The sequence below is a fragment of the Mesorhizobium sp. M0011 genome (assembly GCF_040324155.1).
GTDB lineage: Bacteria > Pseudomonadota > Alphaproteobacteria > Rhizobiales > Rhizobiaceae > Mesorhizobium.
In genome coordinates, this window is sequence record NZ_JAMYVQ010000012.1 from 42,685 (window position 1) to 67,037 (window position 24,353).

21 protein-coding genes and 1 tRNA gene are annotated in these 24,353 nt (G+C 59.7%); 14 read left to right on the forward strand and 8 right to left on the reverse strand.

Annotated elements, in window-relative coordinates:
- Nucleotides 1-103: 103 nt before the first annotated feature.
- Together NKK51_RS15430 and NKK51_RS15435 are read left to right on the forward strand one after the other, a co-directional pair.
- Nucleotides 104-634: a hypothetical protein gene (locus tag NKK51_RS15430; protein ID WP_352553719.1), complete on the forward strand. Its 531-nt coding sequence runs from the start codon at nt 104-106 to the stop codon at nt 632-634.
- 62 nt (nt 635-696) lie between these two features.
- A complete protein-coding gene (locus NKK51_RS15435) occupies nt 697-1,146 on the forward strand; it encodes a c-type cytochrome (RefSeq protein WP_352553720.1) in 450 nt (149 codons plus the stop codon).
- A 194-nt stretch (nt 1,147-1,340) separates the two neighbouring features.
- Here the strand turns inward: NKK51_RS15435 and NKK51_RS15440 are convergent, their stop codons facing one another.
- The 5 genes from NKK51_RS15440 to NKK51_RS15460 all read right to left on the reverse strand — a co-directional run bounded on the left by NKK51_RS15440 (nt 1,341) and on the right by NKK51_RS15460 (nt 5,667).
- A complete protein-coding gene (locus tag NKK51_RS15440) occupies nt 1,341-2,030 on the reverse strand; it encodes a hypothetical protein (protein WP_352553722.1) in 690 nt (229 codons plus the stop codon).
- A 144-nt stretch (nt 2,031-2,174) separates the two neighbouring features.
- The gene (locus NKK51_RS15445) at nt 2,175-3,485 is read right to left on the reverse strand and encodes a hypothetical protein (RefSeq protein WP_352553724.1); all 1,311 of its coding nucleotides are present in this window, start codon (nt 3,483-3,485) and stop codon (nt 2,175-2,177) included.
- Between the two features lie 219 nt (nt 3,486-3,704).
- Nucleotides 3,705-4,340: a recombinase family protein gene (locus NKK51_RS15450; protein WP_352553726.1), complete on the reverse strand. Its 636-nt coding sequence runs from the start codon at nt 4,338-4,340 to the stop codon at nt 3,705-3,707.
- A 359-nt stretch (nt 4,341-4,699) separates the two neighbouring features.
- The gene (locus NKK51_RS15455) at nt 4,700-4,960 is read right to left on the reverse strand and encodes a hypothetical protein (protein WP_352553728.1); all 261 of its coding nucleotides are present in this window, start codon (nt 4,958-4,960) and stop codon (nt 4,700-4,702) included.
- A 332-nt stretch (nt 4,961-5,292) separates the two neighbouring features.
- The gene (locus NKK51_RS15460) at nt 5,293-5,667 is read right to left on the reverse strand and encodes a hypothetical protein (protein WP_352553729.1); all 375 of its coding nucleotides are present in this window, start codon (nt 5,665-5,667) and stop codon (nt 5,293-5,295) included.
- 338 nt (nt 5,668-6,005) lie between these two features.
- On the opposite strand from NKK51_RS15460, the gene NKK51_RS15465 reads away from it, so the two are divergent.
- The 8 genes from NKK51_RS15465 to NKK51_RS15500 all read left to right on the forward strand — a co-directional run bounded on the left by NKK51_RS15465 (nt 6,006) and on the right by NKK51_RS15500 (nt 17,220).
- Nucleotides 6,006-7,619 carry a hypothetical protein gene (locus NKK51_RS15465; RefSeq protein ID WP_352553731.1) on the forward strand — a complete coding sequence of 538 codons (1,614 nt, stop codon included), beginning with the start codon at nt 6,006-6,008 and terminating at the stop codon, nt 7,617-7,619.
- Between the two features lie 587 nt (nt 7,620-8,206).
- A complete protein-coding gene (locus NKK51_RS15470) occupies nt 8,207-8,731 on the forward strand; it encodes a hypothetical protein (RefSeq protein ID WP_352553733.1) in 525 nt (174 codons plus the stop codon).
- Between the two features lie 148 nt (nt 8,732-8,879).
- The gene (locus tag NKK51_RS15475; RefSeq protein ID WP_352553735.1) at nt 8,880-10,715 is read left to right on the forward strand and encodes a type I restriction-modification system subunit M; all 1,836 of its coding nucleotides are present in this window, start codon (nt 8,880-8,882) and stop codon (nt 10,713-10,715) included.
- Nucleotides 10,712-11,965, forward strand: coding sequence for a restriction endonuclease subunit S (locus tag NKK51_RS15480; protein ID WP_352553736.1), 1,254 nt, complete (start codon nt 10,712-10,714; stop codon nt 11,963-11,965). The genes NKK51_RS15475 and NKK51_RS15480 overlap by 4 nt, the downstream gene beginning before the upstream one ends.
- Nucleotides 11,962-12,840, forward strand: coding sequence for a uracil-DNA glycosylase family protein (locus NKK51_RS15485; RefSeq protein WP_352553738.1), 879 nt, complete (start codon nt 11,962-11,964; stop codon nt 12,838-12,840). The genes NKK51_RS15480 and NKK51_RS15485 overlap by 4 nt, the downstream gene beginning before the upstream one ends.
- Nucleotides 12,837-15,947 (forward strand): type I restriction endonuclease subunit R, encoded by a 3,111-nt coding sequence (locus NKK51_RS15490; RefSeq protein WP_352553740.1) that lies wholly within the window; start codon nt 12,837-12,839, stop codon nt 15,945-15,947. The genes NKK51_RS15485 and NKK51_RS15490 overlap by 4 nt, the downstream gene beginning before the upstream one ends.
- Before the next feature lie 119 nt (nt 15,948-16,066).
- Complete coding sequence (locus NKK51_RS15495) at nt 16,067-16,591, forward strand: hypothetical protein (protein WP_352553742.1); 525 nt, start codon at nt 16,067-16,069, stop codon at nt 16,589-16,591.
- 44 nt (nt 16,592-16,635) lie between these two features.
- A complete protein-coding gene (locus NKK51_RS15500; protein WP_352553744.1) occupies nt 16,636-17,220 on the forward strand; it encodes a hypothetical protein in 585 nt (194 codons plus the stop codon).
- Between the two features lie 203 nt (nt 17,221-17,423).
- On the opposite strand, the gene NKK51_RS15505 is transcribed toward NKK51_RS15500, so the two are convergent.
- The 3 genes from NKK51_RS15505 to NKK51_RS15515 form a co-directional block, all read right to left on the reverse strand.
- A complete protein-coding gene (locus tag NKK51_RS15505; RefSeq protein ID WP_352553746.1) occupies nt 17,424-18,614 on the reverse strand; it encodes a hypothetical protein in 1,191 nt (396 codons plus the stop codon).
- Between the two features lie 266 nt (nt 18,615-18,880).
- Nucleotides 18,881-20,575, reverse strand: a complete 1,695-nt coding sequence (locus NKK51_RS15510; protein ID WP_352553748.1) for a DUF6538 domain-containing protein — start codon at nt 20,573-20,575, stop codon at nt 18,881-18,883.
- A gap of 79 nt (nt 20,576-20,654) precedes the next feature.
- Nucleotides 20,655-20,729, reverse strand: a tRNA-Thr gene (locus NKK51_RS15515).
- 161 nt (nt 20,730-20,890) lie between these two features.
- Between NKK51_RS15515 and NKK51_RS15520 the strand changes: the two genes are divergently transcribed.
- The 4 genes from NKK51_RS15520 (at nt 20,891) to hisD (ending at nt 24,350) form a co-directional block, all read left to right on the forward strand.
- Complete coding sequence (locus NKK51_RS15520) at nt 20,891-21,085, forward strand: hypothetical protein (protein WP_023809256.1); 195 nt, start codon at nt 20,891-20,893, stop codon at nt 21,083-21,085.
- A gap of 146 nt (nt 21,086-21,231) precedes the next feature.
- Nucleotides 21,232-22,524: a UDP-N-acetylglucosamine 1-carboxyvinyltransferase gene (gene murA / locus NKK51_RS15525; RefSeq protein WP_352553750.1), complete on the forward strand. Its 1,293-nt coding sequence runs from the start codon at nt 21,232-21,234 to the stop codon at nt 22,522-22,524.
- A gap of 91 nt (nt 22,525-22,615) precedes the next feature.
- On the forward strand, nt 22,616-23,050 hold the full coding sequence (locus NKK51_RS15530; RefSeq protein WP_023809258.1) for a DUF2948 family protein: 435 nt from the start codon (nt 22,616-22,618) through the stop codon (nt 23,048-23,050).
- Nucleotides 23,051-23,057: 7 nt separating this feature from the next.
- Nucleotides 23,058-24,350: a histidinol dehydrogenase gene (gene hisD / locus NKK51_RS15535; protein WP_352553752.1), complete on the forward strand. Its 1,293-nt coding sequence runs from the start codon at nt 23,058-23,060 to the stop codon at nt 24,348-24,350.
- The last annotated feature ends 3 nt before the right edge of the window (nt 24,351-24,353 follow it).

A 24,353-nucleotide genomic window follows, 5' to 3' on the forward strand; every position in this document is an offset into this window, starting at 1 on the left:
TCTTCGGCGCGCCCAGGTCCTAGGGCAGCAGCCAACTCCAAAGAGCGGGAGCTGTGCTCGTTGCGACGCGCCGGTAAAATCTGCGCTCGCTAAGGAGGAGGAAATGCGCATCCATACAAGCCCTGTGTTTTTGGCAGTTATTGCCGCCGCCTGGGCATTCCCCGCACCTGCGGCTGATAAAAGCGATGAGCAGTTGATTGAGAATGCGATTACGGCAGCACCGGAGGCTGTCGGCAAAAACGCCGCCGTCGTGAATTGGGAGATGAAGACGTTGAGGAAGGGCACGAACGGCTTCACTTGCATCCCGGACGACCCTGGAACTCCCGCCGACGACCCGATGTGCACAGATGAGAACGGGATGGCGTGGATGCACGCGATCATGTCAAAGAGCGAGCCGCCGAAGGGTAAGGTCGCTTTCGCCTACATGCTGAAGGGGGGCGATGCGGCCAGCAATACCGACCCCTTTGCAACCAAGCCGGCGGAAGGGGCCGAATGGCTGCATGACGGTCCCCATGTCATGGTCATGAACGCACCGGACATTATGGCCCTGTATCCCCACGAGCCGGACCAGACGCAGCCATATGTCATGTTCCCCGACACGCCCTATGCGCACCTGATGATTCCGGTCAAGTAGTCCAGGCAAGACCCTGCCGCTAAGCGCAGTGGCAGGTCGCCCCTCGTGGACGGGAGGTTTGATTGTTCAAGCTCGCTGCCATAGCGTTAGCAGCCGTGCTTATTGCAGGCGCGGCTCTGGCGCACCAAGGGGCGACGGGCATCATCGCCGAACGCATGGCAGCGATGAAGAACATGGGCCGCGAGCTGAAGGCCATCGGAGATATGCTCGCCGGCAGGGCGCCGTTCGATGCGGCGGCCATCGTTCAGCACGCCGATGCGCTCCACGAAAATTGCCACCGAACCACAACCATGTTTCCGCCCGGCAGCATCGATCGCCACAGCAAAGCCTTGCCGGCAATCTGGGAAAAGCCGGAAGCATTCCAAGAGGCAATGCAGGGTCTACACAACGCGACCGAGGCGTTTGCCGGGACAGCCGCACACGGCGACAGAGCTGCGGTCGCGGTTTCTTTTGAACGGATCAGAAAAATCTGCAACGGCTGCCACGAGACGTTTCGATCGCCGGAGCATTGACTCGATAAACGGAGACGCTGACCTACCCTGGGTAGCGGACCCTCGTAACATTAGACGTTTCTAAATGACGGCAATGAGTCAGGGCTCGCGGTAGAACTTCTCCGAACGAAGGGCAGAGAAGGGTCGTGAGCCGAAATTCAAATGAGACACTACCCTGACCCTCATGCGCGATCTTCAGCATATCGAGCTGAGCCCTACAGCCTCGGCGAGGCGGTGTGTTCGACGAGCAAGGCTGTCGCCTCCTCGATGTCGCTGCCGATGTGCCGCAGGACACGCCCGCGAGAGCGCGGATAAATATGCAGTTCCTGCTCTCCGCCGGGCCCGCTTTGCCATCGCTTATGTGTGCCCGATGCCATCCTGTGGACGAGCTTGGCCGTCTGAACGCGCTTGTATTCCGGCTTGCGGTCCGCTTGCGGGTCAGCCGCGACAGCCATCTCGACGGCAAGCCAGGCAGCGACAACGCGGCGGGGATCGGCCTTCGCCTTTCGCAGCCTCGCCCACGCTGCTTTCGCGCGGGCTTCGGGAGATTGGCCCCGCAGCCTGAACGCCTCCAGATGGGGCCCTGCGGCCCGGTAGAGCGTCTCTACGCGGTCGACGGCATTGCGCACCCATTGGTCCTCGGCATTCGCCTCCAACCAGGCATTGGCTGCCTTGCGGTATGGCGCGAGTTCCTTGGCGGTGTATGAGCGCTTATACGGGCTGCCGTGGCGAGAGTAGTGGTCAGAGTGCGTTCGGCAGAAGTAGGTGTCCAGGCCGTCCTCCGTGCCAGCACGAGCGGGCTTGGCGCAGCCGATGACACGGCAGTTCCTGAACATTTGGCTTGGCTCGGCAGCACGGGCTTTGACCTCGTTCTTCCGTTCGCGCTTCTTGGCCCAGTTCGTCAATCTCGAGTCCCTCTTAGGTGTTCCCTGGGTTTCCCATTAAGGGAGCCAAGCAGGTGGGTGAATGAGCTACCTGGGCAGGAGTAGAGGTAGCTGAGAATGTATCTGAAGGATGAGAGGACCCAGGACAGGGATGAAGTCCCCTCCCTAGCCTTCAACCGTGACAGTACCCTGAACATGGGCATGAGCATGGAATACACGGAGCATGGTCTCCTCAGTCATCGATACCTTGGAAGCTGGCACCATCACCGCGTCGTGGATCGGCAGGGCGACGATATCCTGGGCACGAAGATCAAGGAGAACGTCGACAAGGATGCTGCTCTCGATGAATTGCGCATCATGGCCAAGACCCTTGTGGAATTGATCCTTGATCAGCGGGTGCTTGGCCTCGATGGCGTCGACCACCTCACCGACCTTGTCGGCCTTGCGAAACAGCTTCTTGGTGTCCTTGGGGAACCGGTCTAGCCGCGCCTCGGCGAATATCATGGCGCTCATCACTTTCTTGATGCCGTCCCGGTGCTGGTTATATCCGTGCATCTGATAGAGGTCCCCGGGGGCGGGGAGATGGCCTGCCATGCCGTAGAGGATGCGAGCGCCCACCTGACCGTAGTCCAGCTCCACGGCCTTCTCTCCGGCGATCTTGAGCCCTTGCCGTCGCTCGTGCTTCCGCAGCTGCTGCCAGAACCCTCCGAACATTCTGCCGCCACTCGTGAAGCGAGCTTGCGTGAAGATGCGGCGCAGTCGCCTGTCGCGGATGTCGAAAGCCGTATGCGGCCAGGGAATGCCGCGTGGATCGTACCTCAGGTCTGCCGACGCCAGCCATTGGTTGATCTCATCAAGCTCCCGGCGATAACGGTCCGTGGTCAGTGTGTCGTGGTACTGCTCCAGTCCGCCCTCGTCCCAATAGTCGTCTCGGTCCTTCATCCGCTTTAGAATGATCGTCTCGCTGTGGGGATGTTCGTCGAGGTCGTCAACGTCGATGTCGTTCTCGTCCATCCGCGACAGCAGGGTCGGACCCGGTCGGATAACCGTCGACTTGGAGGCGCCAGGTATCGGAGCAGCCTTGTCCTGATGCACATAGCCCAACTCGGGCTTGGCGAGGAGGTCCAGAATGCGGGGAAATACCTTGCTGTAGGCCCGTGGCCGATACCGGCTCTTTGTTCCCAAGACACGATTGGACCGGGTGACATAGATGTCGAGCGGGTATTCGACGAGATGATGATGCATCAGGTCGGACAGGACCGCGTCCACAGTCAGGTCGAACGTCTGCTGGTCCACGTCGCGGCGCTTGTTCTTCGCCAGTCCGAAGCGCTCCTCGTAGTTCATGACCAGCTTGATAGCTTCCGCGACGATGCCCTTAGCGCTGTCGGACGCAGCGAAGCGATAGGCGTTGAACGGGCGATCTCGTTCTTCATCCTCATCATCATGCGTTGCGATAAGCGGCGCGATCTGGTCCAACTGCGGTCTTCCAATTCATCAATATAGCCACCCCTCTCCCACGGACACACAAAGGGCCAAGGACGAGCAGGGCGGTGCGGGGCAATGGTGGGACTCGGCTGTATCCCGTGACTCTGTACGGCACCTCTATGGTCGCCTGTGAGTCATTGCGAAGGAGCCTTGAGCCCGCTCCGATACACCGAACAGCATCCGCCGCCAATTGGCCTTGTTGCCGCGCCATCACATTTCCCAGAGTGCGAGCGCCTTCTCGGCCCCCGCGCGGTCGTCCCTGATCCGCAGGATGGCTTGTCGGGACAGCTTGGTGACCGCAGCAATGGCTGAGGCGCCGGCATTGGTCGCCAGCATCCCGGTCACCAGGTCGAATGTCTCCCGGTCATAGCTCGGCTTCCGACCACGGTAGGTCTTGGGATCGGCCTTGGCGCCCGCGATGCCGGCCCTCTGGGCTTCCTTCGTTGCCGTTGCTTGTGCTTCTGCCGTCGCCGCCATGAAGGCGATCAGCGCGTCCCTGACGGCTTGCTGTATGGGGTCCTTGGTCGCGCCATCGAACACCATCGCATTGATGACGGTCTTGATGATGACGCCATCCCGCATGAAGTGGCGGATGCTGTCCGAAACGTCCTGATAGTCGCGGCCGAGCCGGTCCACCCAACGGACGACGAGGGTGTCGCCAGGGCGGAGGATGTCGAACAGCCGCTTGCCCTCTGGCCGCTCTGCCAGCTTCGTCGTGACGCCCGAGACTCCGTGATCCGCCACGACCTTGTCGATCTTGAACCCGGCTGCCTCCGCCTGCGTGCGCTGATGCTGCAACGTCTGATCTGCGGTCGACACGCGCGCATAGAGGACGGTCTTGTTCACGGGCAGGCTCCTGTCTGTAAGGGTTCTGTCCGTTGTCTATGCTGTCCGTAGACCGAAGTCAATCCTAACGGACACCCTTTCGGGCATCTTTCTGCATGACCGTGGAGCTATACCCTTGCGGACATCTGCGGGCACGCCCAGTTCCCCCATCGGTCCAAAGCAGAGGTCGGACAGCCGGCGACCCGCGATGCCGCTGATGGACCGCTCAGATTTTGCACCAACCATCGGGACCCCGCTGGGGTTCTCGATATCAGCAAGGCTCTGGATCGTGATCGGTATCACCGGGTGTCGGGGTAGGTCCGCCCTCGCGGTATCCGCAAGGCCTACGTGGCTAAACCAACGCGCCCTCTTCAACGACGCTAGCGCGCCTCCGGGGCTTGGATGATCTCGGCTGAAGTGACCGTCCCGACGTCGACATCATCTGGGGTATCAAAGAGATAGAGCAGCGCGGACTTATAATCGTTGTCAGCGATAACCACCGGTTTGTGGTCTTCGTCGTCGGGGCCAAACTCCGCGACGTACCGTTGTGCGTGTGCGATGATCGCAGCTGCATTTCGGCTGGTCACGCGGATTGTCACTATGCCGACGAGTTCGTCAGGTGCGGAGGCTTCGTTTTTCAATTCTGGATTCTCCTTCGGTGCAGTAGGTATGGCCCCTTAGCGGCTTGGAAATCATCGCGCAAGGCAGGCGCCGTGCGACGGAGTGTGGCTCGACAAGTGGGCTACCCGGCCACACCTGATCTGGGAGGGGCCGCACCGCCATGCCATGAGGCTGGACCTCAGTCCTTTCCTGTCAGCCGCCCATCGTGCACGCCTCGGGGTCACCCAGCGATCTATCGTATGGCAGACCTATGGCATTGCTGCGGGCTGGAACCGAGGGGGTACGGGGGGTGCTGCGCGCTGCCTCTTATCAGATGGGGGTGAAAGATATTTGGCCCAAATATTCCGGGTTCTCACCTCCCCCAAGAGCCTTCCGGATCAATCTCGTCCGCCAGTTTATACATTTGGGCTACAATGGCTCGTTTGTTTCCAAACCTCAGGAACGTTGCCAGCTTCCGCAGCATCTCTGGGGCGTCGTCGGCGTCATCACCAATCACGTACCTGATTTGAGCCATGAACAGGCTTGTAGTGTCGGGCATGTCCGCATCACTAAACCCAAGGGCTTTCTGCCGGTCCCGCTGCATCTTCCTCTGGACGGCGCGGACGCTCACCCCGCATTCCTCGGCTATGAGTGACGCTAGGCCTCGTCGCCTGTGGCCCCGCCCATCTGCTCTTTTGCTGACAAGTGTTTGCTCGCTTCGTTCTATCAGTTCTTCGATGGTTGCCATGGTCATCTCTTCAATACCGAACGTCAGTTGAATGTTCGCGATTGACGGTAGGCGGTCGGCGCTCAATCTTCAACACCGAACGTCAGTGGAATGTTCGCGATTGAGAGTTTGACCAGCTTGGCCATAACGCGGGCATGAGGTCGGCCGTTCGGTGTCGATGGGTTCGGCTGTAGGGGGAGGCGATAGGCTCTGTTGAAATTTTTTCACTGCGTAGTGAAAAACCGGCCTTCTGCCTCTCTCGGGCGGCCCGGACACTGGCAGCCTACTACCCCGCACCTCGCCGAGAAGCAGTAGACGATCAGAATCAGTTAGACACTCCGGATATGGAGGTTCGGCGAATGGCCCAAAATAGAAGCAACGAGCCGAAGATCGACCCAGCGGCGGCGCTGCCGGTGTTGCGGAAGAACCTTGCCGATACAGAAGATGCGTCGTTCCTATGCATGATATGGGCGGTGCATGCTATTCAGGATGAGCGTGTCAGCCAGGCTGCCAAATTCCTCAAGCATCCAAAGGAAGCCGCGACAACTGACATAGGTTCCCAATACTCAGCATATAAATGGGATCTGGAAACGCTTATCGCGCTTGATTTGAACACAATTAAAACTGCATCGATGGTGCGGATGCGGCCCCTGATCACGCGAGACTACAACACTGTTGCCAATATCGTGAACCTCCTACGCGCCGTGGAAAATCATGAAAATTCCGGACGCGTGGACGGTACTAACGTGTTGCTAGAGCTACATCGCATCGGCCACCGGCAGTTTGCTTGGCAACGTGGGTTCGTCCAGATACGCGATATTTACCGATACCTTTATATCTATGGACAGGGCGAATGCGCCGCCTACTTCGAAAAATCGTATGGCGTCTCCGTCATGGATTTCTTCACGGTTGCTTTCGGCCACTTTGCCTACCTAACTCAAGGCCCGTGGATGGAGCGCATCGCCAATCTGGATGTGTTCAAGGTGTCCCAGGACGCGATCGACAAAAGCCTCAATCTCCTCTCCGGAGACATCTGGATGGTTCGGCGGGAGTCCAGAAATCTCCTAGCTAAATTCGAGAAGAGTTTGGGTTCGACTTTGCCGGTCACCTACCAGCCGAGTTACCTGCGGGTGAAACCAATCATCCGCCGAGCCGTCGGGCGGGTGGATCGGTACATCGCACCGCTCCCAGCGCTTATTGTACTGCGGGCGACAGTGGGATTGTACTACGACCTGCAAAACGGGGGCACTGCCGTCACGAATGATGCTACGAAGCGGTTTGAGGAATATGCGCGACGGTCGCTCAAGGCGCATTGTCCGGGCTTCGAGCCCGCACCTGCCCTCGAATATACCTACAACAAGAACACGGTCGAGACGCCAGACATCCTTCTGAACCAAAATGGACGCATCGCAGCGGTATTTGAATGCAAAGCGACCAAGCTCACCTTTGAAGCCCAATACGCCGACGATCCGGCGGAGAGTGCGAAGAACGGGTATTCGCAGATATCTAAAGCGATCTTCCAGCTTTGGCGGTTTTTTTCGCATGTCCGGCGCGGTATCATCGAGGTTGAAGTTGCGCCCGATGCCCCGGCCATTGTTCTCACCATGGACGCTTGGACGCAGGTGTCGGGGGAACTTCGCCGAACCGTCGTTGCGGAGGCAGAGAAGATCGCCGCAGCCAGGGAGCCGGATATCAACGAGGAAGATAAGCGGCCCCCCGTGTTCTGCCCGATCCAGGAATTGGATGACATGCTTACGGTCTCGAACGAGGAGCAGTTGCTGGCGGCATTCCGCGCTGCCACGCTACCTGATTATCAAGGTTGGAGTGTCCGCGACGTGCGAGACAATGCCGTCCCGAAATTGGACGAGCATAAGGACTTCGCTTTTGAAGTGGGTGAGTTACTTCCATGGTGGAAGGTCTTGCGAGATGCTCGCGATGCGGAAAGAGAAGTCGCTGCAAGTATAGGTGTCTAGAGAAGCAGCCAAAGGCGCGATTTTTCGTTGAGCCGTTGGCCCTCGAGTTAGGATGGCTATTATTCCAGCCTACAACAACGAGTTTGGCCATCTACGTCGTTGGCATCCTGCGGATACTTGATCTGCGTAGCCGGCTTCTCGATAATCACAAGGGCATTATCTGATGCCGTGCGCTGTAGCCGCTTCGCCTCTGACCAGGGCGCTGTAAGCCTAGTCTCGGTCTCCTCTTGCGTCGCCAGGATGACAGGCATTGCCGTCTGATGGATTGGCGCGATGAGGGCGTTGGGCTTGGTTGTCATGAAGCCGTACAGCTCGAAGTCGCCGGGGCCCTCTGACTCGCGGCCCCCTGCCTTTGAACTTGCGGACCCTGCCAGGGCGTCCAGAGACCGGCGAAGAAGGCGGACTGGGTGTCCAAAGCCTCTCAATAACCTCCAATAGAGCAACGCCGTGAGTCAGAGGTGTCCGAACGTCAGTGACCATATCTGTGGACATCAAAAGGTTGGCGTATCGGACGTCCGTTGGACCCTTCCCATCTGGACAATCCGTCCGCAAAGCCCCAAACGTCAGCGTAGCGGGAGGGATGTCGATTGCCGGTCATCAATGATCTGGGGCAACTTCGAGCGGATTTGGAGCGACGAGCGTCCGTGTTTGTCGCCCGCGCGCGAGAAGCCCTTTCAGGTGAAATAGGAAACCTCGATCATCATATGAGGGTCCTGCAGCAATTTCGTTCTCAAAGCTACGAATTGCTCAACCAGCTCCAACATGAGTTCCTCATCATCCGAGCGCTTGAATGGTTGAACAGGCGACGCGACTTTGACCGGATCACGCAATGGACTTGGCATCCCACGTCCACGGGAACAGCAGATGAGCCTGACCTGCTGGGGCGTGGAGGAGGAGGAATCACTTTGATTTCGGCGGAGATAACCGCCTCGGCCAATCCCGAAGGTGTTATCGACCAGCGGATGAAGCGAACGCTGCACAAGTTGGCAAACATGTCGGGGGAGCGCTTCTATTTCGTAACATCTGCAACCATGGCCGCGAGAGCAACGACGAAGGTCCGTAAGGCGAACTATCCCATAACGGTAGTCAATTTGGGTTCCGACACCGCCTAGCATCGAGGGGTACGGGGGACTTCGCGCTTGCTGCTTATCCGATCGCCTGGGCGAATTTTTCCGCCGAATATTTGGCCCATATCTTGAAGGTTGTGATTGTTAATCGAATACGATGTATTGACCCCTGAATCGGGAGGGGTCTCGTGGAATGAATCAGCAGCAGCTTTCGTCGTTCATCTGGTCCGTCGCGGACCTGCTACGGGGCGACTACAAACAAGCCGACTACGGCAAGGTCATTCTACCCTTCACCGTTCTGCGGCGCCTCGACTGTGTGCTGGAACCCACCAAGGAAGCCGTGCTGGCCGAACATGCGGCCAAGACCGCGCAAGGCATGAACCCGGAACCCTTCCTGCTGCGCAAGGCCGGGCAGACCTTCTACAACAACTCGAAGCTCGACATGCGCAGACTGATGGGCGATCAGGACAACATCGCGCAGAACCTGTTCGCATATATCCAGGCCTTCTCGCCGGACGTCCGCGACATCTTCGAGCGCTTCGAGTTCGCCGCGCAGGTCGAGCGGCTCGCCAAGGCGGGGCTGCTCTATCAGGTCACGGAGAAATTCGCTCGCATCGACCTGCATCCCGGCAAGGTCGACAATCACCAGATGGGCCTCATCTTCGAAGAACTGATCCGCAAGTTCTCGGAACTTTCCAACGAGACCGCCGGTGAACACTTCACGCCGCGCGAAGTCATCCGCCTCATGGTCAACCTGCTGTTCGTCGAGGATGACGACATCCTGTCGAAACCTGGCGTGGTGCGCACGATCTACGACCCGACCGCTGGCACCGGCGGAATGCTGTCGGTGGCCGGTGAGCATCTCATAGAGCACAACGACAAGGCCTCACTCGTCATGTACGGGCAGGAGCTGAACCCGGAGTCCTACGCCATCTGCAAGGCGGACATGCTGATCAAGGGGCAGGATGTCGCAAACATCGTCTTCGGCAACACGCTGTCCGACGATGGCCATCCCCACGAAAAATTCGACTACATGCTGTCCAATCCGCCCTTCGGCGTCGAATGGAAGAAGGTCGAGAAAGAGGTTCGTCGCGAGGCCGAGCAGCAGGGCTTCAATGGCCGTTTCGGACCAGGCCTCCCGAGGGTCTCCGACGGCTCCCTGCTGTTCCTGCTGCACCTTCTCTCCAAGATGCGACCAGCGGTCGACGGCGGCAGCCGGTTCGGCATCGTACTGAACGGCTCGCCTTTGTTCACCGGCGGGGCTGGCAGCGGCGAGAGCGAGATCAGGCGTTACGTGCTGGAGAATGATCTGGTCGAGGCCATCTTAGCGCTGCCGACCGACATGTTCTACAACACCGGCATTTCCACCTATGTCTGGGTGTTGTCGAATCGGAAGCCTGCCCACCGCAAGGGCAAGGTGCAGCTCATCGACGGGTCGAGCTTCTGGCGCAAGATGCGCAAGAGCCTCGGCTCCAAGCGTAAGGAGATGAGCGACCGCGACATCGCCACCGTCACCAAGCTGTTCGGTGGGTTCCACGAGGCGAAGCTTGCGACCGTGCTGGACGCCAGTGGCAAGGAAGCGGCGCGGCAAGTGGTGCTGGAGGGCGAGCAGCCTCCGGTGGCTCCTGCGGATGGCAAGGTCAAGCTCTCGCCGCTGTCGCTGATCTTCCCGAACGAGGTCTTCGGCTACCGCACCGTCACCGTCGAGCGCCCCTTGCGTGATGAGAAAGGGCGGGTCGTGCTTGGCGAACGCGGCAAGATGAAGGGCAAGCCGCAGCCCGACAGCTTTTTACGCGACACCGAGAACGTGCCGCTCGCCGAGGACGTCGGCGACTATTTCCGGCGCGAGGTTCTGCCCCATGCCGAGGATGCGTGGATCGACCACGAGAAGACGAAAGTCGGCTATGAGATCCCCTTCAACCGGCAGTTCTACGTCTTCGAGCCGCCGCGTCCTCTGGCCGAGATCGATGCTGACCTGAAGCAGGTCACCGACCGTATCCTGATGATGATTGGGGAGCTGTCAGCGTGACGCTCCCCTACTACCATCAATACAAAGACACGGGCGTCTTATGGCCAACCAAGATACCAAGCTCGTGGAGTTTGACGCCGATCAAGCGCTTGGCCAGCATGATCTATGGCGACGCGCTTCCCTCAGATGCTCGAAGTGAAGATGGGCTCGTGCCCGTTTACGGGTCGAACGGGGTCTTTGGTCGACACAGCGACGCCAACACGTCTGCCCCAGTGATCCTCATCGGACGCAAGGGTTCTTGCGGAGCGCTTAACTGGTCTGACGTTCCAGCATTCGCGATAGACACCGTCTACTTCGTGGATGACCAAGATACAGCATGTAACCTGCGTTGGCTTTACTGGGCATTGCATACCGCAAGATTGGACAGCCTATCACAAGATACCGGTGTGCCTGGTCTTTCGCGGGAGATCACATACGAAATTCGGTTGCCTCACCCGCCTCCAACTGAACAAGCCGCAGTCGCTGCCTTTCTCGACCGTGAGACGGGCAAGATCGATGCGCTGGCGGAGGAGCAGAAGCGGCTGATCGAACTGCTTAGGGAGAAGCGCCAGGCCGTCATTTCCCATGCGGTCACCAAAGGGCTCAACCCGGATGTCCCGATGAAGGACTCGGGCATCGAGTGGCTGGGCGACGTGCCGGAGCATTGGGAGGTCATCCCTGTAGGGGCTCTTTTCCGGTTTGCGAAACGTCAGAATGGCGACGAATACGAGGTATTGTCGGTCTATCGAGATCATGGTGTGATCCCCAAAGCGTCTCGGGACGACAACATTAACAAGACGCCCGAGGACCTCTCCAAGTATCAGACGGTGCTGCCGGGCGACCTTGTCGTGAACAAGATGAAAGCTTGGCAGGGGTCGCTTGGGATATCGAACCACACAGGTATCACCAGCCCTGACTATGCAGTGTTTGAGCCACACCACACTGCGGCGAGTGACTACCTGAATTTATTGCTTCGCTGCAGTCTGCTGCCCAACGTGTATCGAGCTATCTCGAACGGCATTCGACCTGATCAATGGCGCCTCGAACCCGATAGGTTCAAGGATCTCAGGGTGGCTCTTCCATCCCGAACCGAGCAAGAAGCGATAGCTCGCCATCTGATTGCCTCGGTCGAGAGATGGGACGAGTTGGGTAGTAACGCGGAGAAAGCTATCCTGCTCCTACAGGAGCGCCGTTCCGCACTCATCTCCGCAGCCGTCACCGGCAAGGTCGATGTGCGCGAAACTGGCCGCAACGAGGCGGTGGCGGCGTGAAGCTCGGAGACATTTGTGCAGCTCCATGTTTCGCTCTCGCGACCGATTTCGATGTGCCGGGGCCGGGTTGCGCCCCCGCCGGGCTTAAGTTTGAGGATGACGGGCGGCAGTATTTCTCTGTCCTTCTCTCAAATCATGATCGCCGCGACCCGATGCTTTCTCCAAAGATAGCCGTCGTCGGGCTCTCGCCCGCTGGGACGCAGATCAGCGAGTTTGTCAAAGCGTATGCAAGGACCGGCAGCTATGTTGAGGCCTCTATTCGCGGGGCGTTCGCTGGGCTGGCCGCCGATATCATCGCGATGTTTCGAGGGGTGGGGCTGGCGACGAAGCTTGGCTTAAGATTTCCCTGCGGCGACTCACTGGCGCGGCACCCCGAGGTCTATGTCACATCGCTTGTTGGATGCGCCACATTGGACACGAAGGGCGGTTCAGACGACTTCGACCCTGCGGCCTTCGGTGGGACACGCCGATGCGTCCTTGATCGGTTCCTAAACGAAATACTCGATCCCCGGTTCTCCCGACTCCATGTGGTGGTGTTTCTCGGCACCAAAGCCCGTGACGCCGTTGCCAGCCTGCTCGTCAAAGATGGCAAATCTGTTCTCCAAACGCTGGAAGCGGCTGGAAAGAGGGTGCTATTTTTTCCACATCCCAGTCCTCAGAATGTCGAATATGTCAGGCTCGCCGCATTACCGTTGTACGAGGTCCCGAGTGAGGGGAGCTACGTGTCAGAGCGCTGGCGCGAATATCGGATGAAGCCAGCACGCAATGGCCGCAGAAAGCAATCCGAGATGGAGTACAAGGCAAAGCGTCGGGCGGTGTGGAACGCGATCTATGACTTGCGATGGGAAGTCGCCAAGTTGCAGGTGCGGCCATGACGCTGCACAAGGAGATCAGCTTCGAGACAGAAGTCTGCGACCATCTTGCCGCGAGTAGTTGGCTCTACGCCGAGGGTGACGCCGCCACCTATGACCGCGCCAGAGCCCTCTTTCCCGCCGATGTCGTGGCATGGGTTCAGGCGAGCCAGCCGATCGCCTGGGCCGCGCTGACGAAATCCCATGGGGCTGCAGCGGAAACTACCTTGCTCGACCGCGTCCGCAAGCAGCTCGACGAACGCGGGACGCTCGACGTGATCCGTCATGGCGTCGAGTTGATCGGCCTCAAGGCCCCCTTGGCGCTCGCCCAGTTCAAGCCAGCTCTGGCGATGAATGGCGACATTCTCGCCCGCTATCAGGCCAACCGGCTGCGCGTCGTGCGGCAGATGCGCTATTCACTCGCGAACGAGAACGCCATCGATCTGGTACTGTTCCTCAACGGGCTGCCCGTCTCTACCGTCGAGCTGAAGACCGACTTCACCCAGTCAGTCGCCGACGCGATCGACCAGTACAAGTTCGACCGCTTTCCAACCCCCAAGGGCCAGGCGCCCGAGCCGCTGCTGGGCTTCCCCAGCGGCGCTTTGGTCCACTTCGCAGTCAGCAACGCCGAAGTGATGATGACCACAAGGCTCGAAGGTCCGCAGACGCGCTTCCTGCCCTTCAACAAGGGCAATGACGGCGGCAAGGGGAACCCGCCGAATGGCAACGGTCATCCCACGGCCTATCTGTGGGAGGACATCTGGCAGCGGGACTCGTGGCTGGAAATCCTCGGGCGCTACATCGTCGCCGAGCGGGATGCGAAGAAGAAGATCAAGGGCCTCATCTTCCCGCGCTTCCACCAACTCGACGCCACGCGTAGGCTTCGGGGTGCTGTTCTCTCTGACGGTGCTGGCGGCAAATACCTGATCCAGCACTCGGCGGGCTCCGGCAAGACAAACTCGATTGCTTGGTCCGCGCACTTCCTTGCTGACCTGCACGATGACCAGCACCGCAAGGTGTTCGACACTGTGCTTGTCGTATCCGACCGAAACGTCATCGACACCCAGTTGCAGGAAGCGATCTTCAACTTCGAGCGCACCACCGGTGTTGTCGCAACGATAAAGAACGAGAGCGGCGCCAAGAGCGGCCAGCTTGCGCAGGCGCTGGCGGGTGGCAAGAAGATCATCGTCTGCACCATCCAGACCTTCCCCTTCGCCCTTCAGGCCGTTCGGGACCTTGCGGCATCACAGGGCAAGCACTTCGCGGTCATCGCCGACGAGGCGCATTCGAGCCAGACCGGCGAAGCGGCGGCAAAGCTCAAGGCGGTGCTTTCCCCGGAGGAACTCGCCGATCTCGGCGACGGCGGGGAGATAAGCTCCGAAGACGTTCTCGCAGCCCAGATGGCGGCACGGGCGAGCGACAAGGGCATCACCTACGTTGCCTTCACAGCCACGCCCAAGGCCAAGACGCTGGAGCTGTTCGGTCAGCGCCCGCGTCCCGACCAGCCCGCCAGCGAAACAAACCTGCCAGCGGCCTTCCATGTCTATTCTATGCGACAGGCCATCGAGGAAGGCTTCATCCTCGACGTGCTGCGGAACTACACGCCCTACAGCCTCGCCTTCAAGCTCGCCCACGAAGGCAGGGAGATGGACGACACCGAGGTCGAGCGCAGCGCGGCTGTCAAGTCCCTGATGCGCTGGGTGCGGCTGCACGACTACAACATCAGCCAGAAAGTGCAGGTGGTGGTCGAGCATTACCGCTCGCTGGTGCAGCCGCTGCTCGACGGCAAGGCCAAGGCGATGGTGGTAGTGGGTAGCCGCGTCGAGGCGGTGCGCTGGCAACTGGCCATCAACAAGTACATCCGGGACAAGGGCTACCAGCTTGGAACGCTCGTCGCTTTCTCGGGCGAGGTCAACGACCCGCCGAGCGGACCCGACCCATTCAGCGAGACCAGCAGGGAACTGAACCCCGGCCTGAACGGGCGCGACATTCGCGAGGCCTTCAAGCTGCCCGAGTATCACATCCTTCTGGTGGCCAACAAATTCCAGACCGGCTTCGACCAGCCCCTGTTGTGCGGCATGTATGTCGACCGGCGGCTGGCGGGCATTCAGGCCGTGCAGACGCTCTCGCGGCTCAACCGCGCCCATCCGGGCAAGGATACGACCTATATCCTCGACTTCGTCAATTCGAGCGACGACATCCTAAAGGCGTTCCAGACCTACTACCAGACCGCATCGCTGGAGAATGTGACCGACCCCAATCTCGTCTTCGATCTGCGGGCCAAGCTGGATGCCCTTGGGCACTACGATGATTTCGAGGTCGACCGGGTGGTCAAGGTCGAGCTGGACCCGGCGTCCAAACAGGGCGACCTTGTCGCGGCCATCACACCTGTCGCCGACAGGCTCTTGCGCTCCTACCGGGACGCCCAGGAGCGGTTGCGCATAGCCAGGTCGAAAGATGATACCAAGGCAGCCAAGGACGCTCAGGACACGATGGGCGCTCTCGTGCTGTTCCGTGCCGACATGGGTGCGTTCGTGCGCCTTTATGCGTTCCTGTCGCAGATATTCGACTACGGCAACACCGCCATCGAAAGCCGCCACATCTTCTACCGCCGCCTCATCCCGTTGCTGGAGTTGGGGCGCGAGCGGCAGGAGATCGACGTTTCCGGGCTGGTGCTGACCCACCACAAGCTGGCCGACAAGGGCAAACGGACGCTGGCATTAGGTGGCTTCGGAGAGCCGTTGCAGCCGATCTATGACGCCGGTTCCGGATCAGTGCAGGACAAGCAGAAGGCGCTGCTGGCCGAGATCGTGGCCAGGCTGAACGACCTGTTCCAGGGTGATGTCACCGACGACGACCAGCTCATCTATGTGAACAACGTCATCAAGGGCAAGCTGATGGAGTCCGAGACGCTCGCCCAGCAAGCTGCCAACAACTCCAAGGAGCAGTTCGCCAATTCTCCTGATCTGTCCAAGGCGATCCTCGACGCCATCATCGACGCTTTCGAAGCGCACACGACGATGAGCAAACAAGCACTGGACTCCGCAAAGGTCCGGGAAGGACTCAAGGACGTTCTGCTGGGACCAGGGCAGCTCTGGGAGGAGTTGCGGAGCAAAGATACGATACCCTGAGGGTTTGGGAGCGAGAGAGGGAGTTTATGGCAAAGGGCGGATACATTGGTGGAAGCTCGATAGTTGGGCCGTCGGGCTGGTTCTCGCGGGGCCGCACGTCACCATCTGGGCAAGACAAAATGGCTGTGACGCCCCATCCTGAACCTGCTGCACAGGCTGAGGAAGAACCATTTAAGCGAAAGCCTCGAAAAAGCCCTCGGAAACCGCGCGGCCCCCTAACCGAAGGCAAAATTGACGAACTCACCGTCAGCTATCTGAGCCTGTTCATTAGCGCCCATCTGAAACGACATCCGTACCCTGACATTCCTTTGGAAATACGTTCAATTTTGCAAGACGAGATCGATGATGCTGGTGGTTTGATTGCTTGGGCAAAAAATCATCCCAGTTTTTCTCGTCTAAAGGACATCAAGATGGCAGCGAGAATGTCGAAGACACAAAAATATATGGTTGTGAAGGTCGGCAAACGCGACGTCGTCGTGGGCGCGGAGAGAACAGAGGTCGCGAAGAGGGAACAACTCGACGCGCTAATTGCCGAACGCAAGCGATTGGGCGCAGCGCTCGAAGAAGCCGTGGAACTGATCCGAAAGACCCGGGTGAAGATCAAGCACCTGGACTTGGACATTGCCGAATTGCAGCTTCGTTAAGTTCCGTTAGGTCGGAGAGTTTTTAATTGAGCATGGGGGGTTCTATGATCAGTGACTACTACGGGGCGATTGCAACCTTGGCCGTGGGTATTCTGGCAGGCGTCCAATGGTACTTTTCCAATCGGGCTGCAGCGCGGCAGCGGGACAGCGATTTGACGGATTGGGGCGGCAACGTGATCGATCTGATGGCCGAGCTTGAGACGGCTTGCTATCCACTCGTGACCGAAGGTCGCCTAACCAGCGCCGAGATCGAAAGGATTGGCCAAAGGGCGAGTGCGCTTGTCGACAAAGGCCGCCTGTTCTTCCCCAATGTGAAAAGTCGGCGGGCTGCGAAGGACGATGATGGTACGCGCATCAAATTATTAGATGAGGTCCTACGGGCCTGCTACGTGGCGAGGCACCTGGCATCTGTTGATGGGGCCGATGGGGAATCCCTAAGGAAGCAAATCTGGCAATCGCGAGGCAATTTCATACGGTTGCTCCAGAAAGAAATGACCGCATCCCTGAGAGCTGTGAAGGATGATGACAAAGGCGTTTCAATCCCAATTGACCCAAGTCTGTGGCCCGATGCGCACCGGATGCTGAAGTTGCCGCCGAGAACGCCTGCAACGAAAGAAAGCGGCAGCTAAGGCGTCGCCGCTCGGAACGTTTTTGCAAAAAATCTGTTTTGGCATTCTGACCAGCAATCCTCACTCCATATCTGCCTCCAACAAAGAGCGTCGTGGGCTCCCCGTATTCGCTAAAGGCCGGGTTTCTTCACGCGAGCACGCAATGACACCAGCATGTTTCCCGCAAAGGCCCTTGCGGTCCTTATCGCCCGGTGAGCGAGATCTTAACTGACCTGCATCCGTGGGTAGGCCGTCGCCAGACCGGCACGGTGTTCCTCAGTGAGGCCGCTCCTTAATTCGTCCAGCCAAGCCAAAAGCTCGTCCCAGTTGTTTCGGGAGAACACCCTTGTCCCATATCGGCCAGCTAGGTCCACTGTACTTCGGTTGACGATTTCTGCCATCGGATTGTCCATTACGAAGGCGTCACAGTATGGCGCGTAGGTCGAGATGTGCTTCACGTCGTAATAGAAACCCGATAGCCGCTGAATGCTCCGGGCTCGGTTAGTGTAGGCTCCGGCCTTCACCATGGCTTTGAGGGTGCCATACATCCGTGCCTGAATGTCATGGTACGGCGTATTGGCGAAGTGATCGGAAGCAAGGAAATCGATCACGCGCTTCATCCGGCCATTATGCGGCTCGTCGCGGGGAAACCGATAAGTCAGGTTGCGTACTACGGTGGCGATGATCGGCGAATCAGACAGAGCGTCGTAGTCTCCCTTTGCCATGCGGGTTAGGTAGGTACCGAAGGCACGTAGGTATCCCTTAGCCGCAGCATCGTGCTCAATCCGTATGTCCTGCTCAAACGTGGCAGTGCTTTCGCGCCACCCAGGAAAAAGGTCTATGAGGCCATCAATGGCCTCGGCTTTCAGCCGGCGAATCAGATCAATGTCCCCACGGTATTCACCAACCTCAATACGGAAATATCCGTCCCATACGTCCAGATCGTCGTGGAATGCATCTTGACGAAGGGGGCTATAGCCGGTCGGCTCGCCTACGCGCCACGCGTCGAAAGCGCGGTTCATTTGCGTCTGCTCCACCTCGTATGCCGGAGCAAATTCGTAGCCACGCGCAGTGTTCTTAATGAACTCCAGCAGTTCCTTGTGCCCGGCCCATTGGTGCGTCTCTTCCTCGTGGACGCTGGAATACGGCACCACCAGCAACTGCAACGCGGCAAGCTCGACTATGCGCTTCGCAGCCTCGACAAACTGCGCCTCATTTCCGCGCACGGCGTGGCTGAAAAAGAACTGATCGAGGTAGAGGACTTTCTTCTTTAGAGGAGGCAGATAGCGGCGCTCGTTATGTCGACAGCGGCCACACCCAAGGTAGACATGGTCGCTGTAGACATCGACATTGCCGAACTTGTTCTCAGCGCCGCAGCCGGGGCAGTCGCCAAGCAAATACGAAACAAGAGCCATGGTGTGTCGCCCGAAGAATGGTCCGCCGTTACAGCGAGTCTTCTTCGTACACGATTCGTCCTCCAGAAACTGGTTGGGACCGATTGGATCGTGCGGAGCCTCCCGAGGAACAAGCAGGCGAAAGGGGCGGCGCGCTTCAGCTACACGATTGCGATCGGACCTGATCCAAAGGTCATAGCTGAAACGGGCCAAGTACCTCCGATGAACAGGCACCAGACGAGGAAATAGGAGCATTGCAACTGCGGCTGGCTTCCGTCGAAGCTCCGCTACGTCTTGGCCGGCTTCCTCGGGCTGCTTCTCTCCGATTTCAATCTGAAATTCTTGTTCGCAGGGCGTGTTGGCTGGGCAGAAACCCGCACATTGGACGGACGCCAATCTGTTTCCTTGACACCGAAGCGCGGCAGCTTCCCGATCTCCCTTGCCAAGGCACTTGGCGGGAAATCGCCGTATCCCTCGCGAGCATCCTCACGACCACTCCCAAGCATGTAGTCACGGTGCTGCTTGTCCATGTCATGAGCGCGCGAGAGCGTCGTAAACAGGTGCCGCCAAGCATGGTTGGGCTTGCCGCCCGGTGCGGATATGCCCAATTCCTCGGTAATCCAATTCCCAACCCGAACGCCCGCCTCTTGCGACCGGGGCTTGCCTGTCAGGTTGGTGAGGTCGGTTTCATTTGGATAGGGAACATAGAAAGCGGGACCGTCACCCACTTCCCTGAACATCTCCAACAAACCCAACTCTACGAGATGCGGATGAACGGCAGTCATCCAAGCCCTGCCGCTCTTCGTGGAACCGGCCTCAGGCGTGATGAGGAAATACGGCGTGTCGCCTTCCACCCGGACATCCACGCCGCGAAGTTGGGTGATCTCCGTCACCCGAAGCCCCGTGTAAGCGCAAATCCATGGCACCCAGAAGAGCGCGCGCTTGTGGGGCGCCGATCTGTCCTTGGAACTGCCGTTGAATGTGGCGCTGAGGATCGCCTTGGCCTCCTCCATGCCGTAGCCCTTCTTGCCCGGTGCGGGGCCGTCCCTACGGTCTCGAATGTCGCTGGCGACGTTTGTCGGTAGTCCGAACTCCCTGACTGCATGGGTGAGGACCGCGCTCAACGCCGCAAGGGCCTTGCCGTTGACCTTCGACGGCGACAGCCCCTCGGCTATCAATTCGTCACGCCACTTCCGAACGTCCTCATTCGTCACCTCCAGCGCATTCCCGTGCCCGCTGCTCTTAACGAACTTGGCAAGGTCCCGCGCGTAGTCGCTCTTGGTCTTCTCCTTGAGGCTCTGTGTCGCGAACTTGTGGTCCAGTAGGGCGAATAGGTCCAGATCCCCCGCTGCCCGTGGGGCTAGCTTGGCTTCACCGTGCTCAGGCGGCCAATTTGGGAATCGCCTTCTCGCTTCGTCGGGCGAATAGTCGCCTCGGGCCTTCCTGAGATTGGTTTCAGCAGCAAGCTGGATTGCCTTGGAGGCCGCACGGATGACGCGGGTCCGGCTGAAAAGGTCGGTGTTGACGCCCTGCTCGGCGAACAACTCGTCGACCGTGGGGCCGAACCATTGGTCAAGCTCACCGCCTTCCTCCTTGCTCTTGTTCAGCCGGAGGACCGCTTTCCAGATGCCTTCCTCCCCCGGCTCACTGTCCATCATGTCGACCAAACGAGCATAGAGGATGCCCGCAAGGGCCTGGATTTGCTTGCTGGTGAGCGGCTGAGGGCCTTGCCTGAACCGCTGCCAGTACTCGTGTAGCGCGGCGTCGGCCTCGCGGTGTCGCCTCTTGGCCTCTGTGGGGTCTTTGGTATCGAGGCTGACCTTGACGGTTGCGCCCGCCTTTACCGTCCTGAAAATGCTGCCAACGGGAATCGCCACCCGTCCGTCCAGCGGAATATCCTTCAAATCGGAAGGCGCGCGCTGCCGAAGGTAGTAGACGCCGGTCTTCTTATGCTGCCAAGGTCCAGGCATTCTCAAGCTCATGTGTACCACCCCTGTGTACCAGACAGGCGGCAAAAAGACCAAGAAATTCAGATAGTTGTTCCCGATCAACGGGATAGTCTGGTGCTGCGAGAGAGGATTGAACTCTCGACCTCTCCCTTACCAAGGGAGTGCTCTACCACTGAGCTACCGCAGCCGCTGATGGCGGGGCTTCTGCCATATCGAACCGGCAAGCGCAAGGCCAAGCGCAACGCTTGTGTGAAAGCCTTTGCCGGATAGCTTTTAATGACATGGGGGCGCCACAATGTTGGCTATCCCTGAATGGCGGGCTGGCTGCTCACGGGCCAGAGCGGGACAATGGATGACAAAGCAATTCCAGTGAAAAAGGATGGTCCACCGAATAACAGCGCAACAATCCGCAAGGATCGGCTGGCAGAGCAATTGCGCGCCAATCTGCAGAAGCGCAAGGCGCAGTCACGCTCGCGGCGCACCGGAGATGCAGATCAACGGCCGGACGGGCTCGCTGCATCGAAGGAAATACAAAAAGATTAACTCAAATCGGCCACTCTTGGCCCGGGGTGGGCGAAATCCCATTTCTTGAACCAGCGTAATTCTTGAACCAGATCGGCCAATGGTCTAGACGGGCCGCTACTCAAACGATTGAACCGGCCCTGTTTGGCCGAGAGGGACTTTCTTCCATGGATCGCATCAGAATTGTCGGGGGCAACCAGCTCTCCGGAAGCATTCCGATCTCGGGCGCGAAAAACGCGGCGTTGCCTTTGATGATCGCCTCGCTTTTGACCGACGACACGCTGACGCTGGAAAACGTGCCGCATCTGGCCGATGTCGAGCAACTGATCCGCATCCTGGGCAACCACGGCGTCGATTATTCGGTCAATGGCCGCCGCGAGAAGCAGAATGAGGGCTATTCGCGCACCATCAACTTCTCCGCCCGCAACATCGTCGACACCACAGCGCCCTACGAGCTGGTGTCGAAGATGCGCGCCTCGTTCTGGGTGATCGGCCCGCTGCTGGCCCGCATGGGCGAAGCCAAAGTGTCGCTGCCGGGCGGTTGCGCCATCGGTACGCGGCCGGTCGATCTGTTCCTCGAAGGCCTGCAGGCGCTGGGCGCCGATATCGATGTCGACACCGGCTATGTCATCGCCAAGACAAAGAATGGCCGCCTTGTCGGCAACCGCTACATCTTCCCGAAGGTCTCGGTCGGCGCCACCCATGTGCTGATGATGGCCGCGGCGCTCGCCAAAGGCGAGACGGTGCTGGAAAACGCGGCTTGCGAGCCTGAAATCGTCAACCTCGCCGAGTGCCTCAATGCCATGGGCGCGAAGATTTCCGGCGCCGGCACCCCGACAATCACCATCGACGGTGTCGAATCATTGTCGGGCGCGCGCGTGCGCGTCATTCCCGATCGCATCGAGACCGGCACCTATGCCATGGCCGTCGCCATGACCGGCGGCGACGTCGTGCTCGAAGGTGCGCGTCCGGATCTGCTGCAGACCGCGCTGGACGTGATCGCGCAGACGGGTGCGGAGATCACGCCGACCAATTCCGGCATCCGGGTGAGGCGCAACGGCGCCGGCATTTCGCCGGTCGACGTGACGACAGCGCCGTTCCCGGCCTTCCCGACCGATTTGCAGGCGCAGTTCATGGGCCTGATGACGGTGGCCAAGGGCAAGTCGCGGATCACCGAGACGATCTTCGAGAACCGCTTCATGCATGTGCAGGAACTGGCGCGGCTCGGCGCTCACATCACCCTTTCGGGCCAGACGGCGATCGTCGACGGCGTGCCTAAACTGAAGGGCGCGCCGGTCATGGCGACCGATCTTCGCGCCTCTGTCTCGCTGGTCATCGCCGGCCTGGCGGCGGAAGGCGAGACCACGGTCAACCGGGTCTATCATCTCGACCGTGGCTTCGAGCGGCTGGAAGAAAAGCTATCCAACTGCGGCGCGGTGATCGAGCGGATTTCCGCATAGGCCAATCGCAAGGCCTCGCGGTGCGGTTGCGCGGACGGGAAAGACCGCCTAACAGAAGGTTCAGTTATCAACCTTCAGGTGCGAAATCCGCATGACTGCCCTTAAGCTTATCGCGCTCGACGATCAGGATCTGAGCATCGTTTCGGCCCATGTCCAGGATGCCGTGATGAAGGTCAGCGACCTCGAATTCCTGCCTGCGGCCAAGCGTTTCCTGCTGACCATGAACCGTTTCGTCTGGGAGGCCAAATCCGGCCTGTTTCGCCAGCACAATGAGCGGCGGCAGGCGGTGCTGCATTTCGACCGGGTGCTCGGCGCCAAGACCAACGGCATCGCCCGCGACAAGCCCAATGAGGTCCTGTCGCTGCTGGCGATCAGCTTCATCGAGATCAGCAAGCCGGCGGGCATCGTCGAGCTGATCTTTGCCGGCGGCGGCACGATCATGCTCGACGTCGAATGCATCGAGGCGCGCCTTGCCGATATTGGCGGGGCGTGGGAAGCCACCTCGCGCCCCATCCACAAGGCCTGAGCGTCCGATGGCCATCACGCTTCGTCAGTCCGACGCCGATTTCGAGCAGCGTTTCGCCGCCTTCCTGTTGACCAAGCGGGAAGTGTCCGCCGACGTTGATGCCGCGGTGCGCGCCATCATCGCGCGCGTGCGCGCCGAGGGCGACGCGGCGCTAATCGACTATTCACGGGAATTCGATCGCGCCGATCTGGCTGGACTGGGCATCGCCGTTTCGAAGGACGACATCGCCCAGGCCTACACAGCCGCCGATCCAAAGACGATCGAGGCGCTGGAATTCGCGCGCGACCGCATCCGCTCGCATCATGAGCGGCAGCGACCAAAGGATGACCGCTATACGGATGCCGCCGGCGTCGAGCTCGGCTGGCGCTGGACGGCGGTCGAGGCGGTCGGGCTCTATGTGCCGGGCGGCACGGCGAGCTATCCAAGCTCGGTGCTGATGAACGCCGTGCCGGCCAAGGTGGCCGGCGTCGAGCGCATCGTGATGGTCGTACCGGCGCCGGGCGGCATCATCAATCCGCTGGTGCTGGTGGCGGCCGACATATCAGGCGTGTCGGAAATCTACCGAGTCGGCGGCGCGCAGGCGATCGCCGCCCTTGCCTACGGCACCCGGACTATAAAGCCGGTCGCCAAGATCGTCGGCCCGGGCAATGCCTATGTCGCGGCGGCCAAGCGCCAGGTATTCGGCACCGTCGGCATCGACATGATCGCCGGTCCCTCGGAAGTGCTCGTCGTGGCCGACGGCAGCAATGATCCGGACTGGATCGCTGCCGACCTGCTCGCCCAGGCCGAGCACGACACATCGGCGCAGTCGATCCTGGTCACCGACGATCCGGCCTTCGGCATCGCTGTCGAACAAGCGGTCGAGCGCCAGTTGCAGAGCCTGCCGCGGGCCGAAACGGCTGCGGCGAGCTGGCGCGATTTTGGCGCCGTGATCCTGGTTCCAACCATTGAATCCGCGCTGCCGCTGGTCGACCGCATCGCCGCCGAACATGTCGAACTGGCCATCGACGATGCCGAGGGTTTCCTGGCGCGGATGCGCAATGCCGGTGCCGTCTTTCTCGGCCGCCACACGCCGGAAGCCATCGGCGACTATGTCGGTGGTTCCAATCATGTGCTGCCGACGGCCAGATCGGCGCGTTTCTCGTCGGGCCTTTCCGTGCTCGATTTCGTCAAGCGCACGTCGATCCTCAAGCTTGGACCGGAGCAGTTGCGTATCTTGGCGCCGGCGGCGATTGCGCTCGCCAAGGCGGAAGGCCTTGAGGCGCATGGACGCTCCGTCGCCATACGGTTGAACATGTAGGCG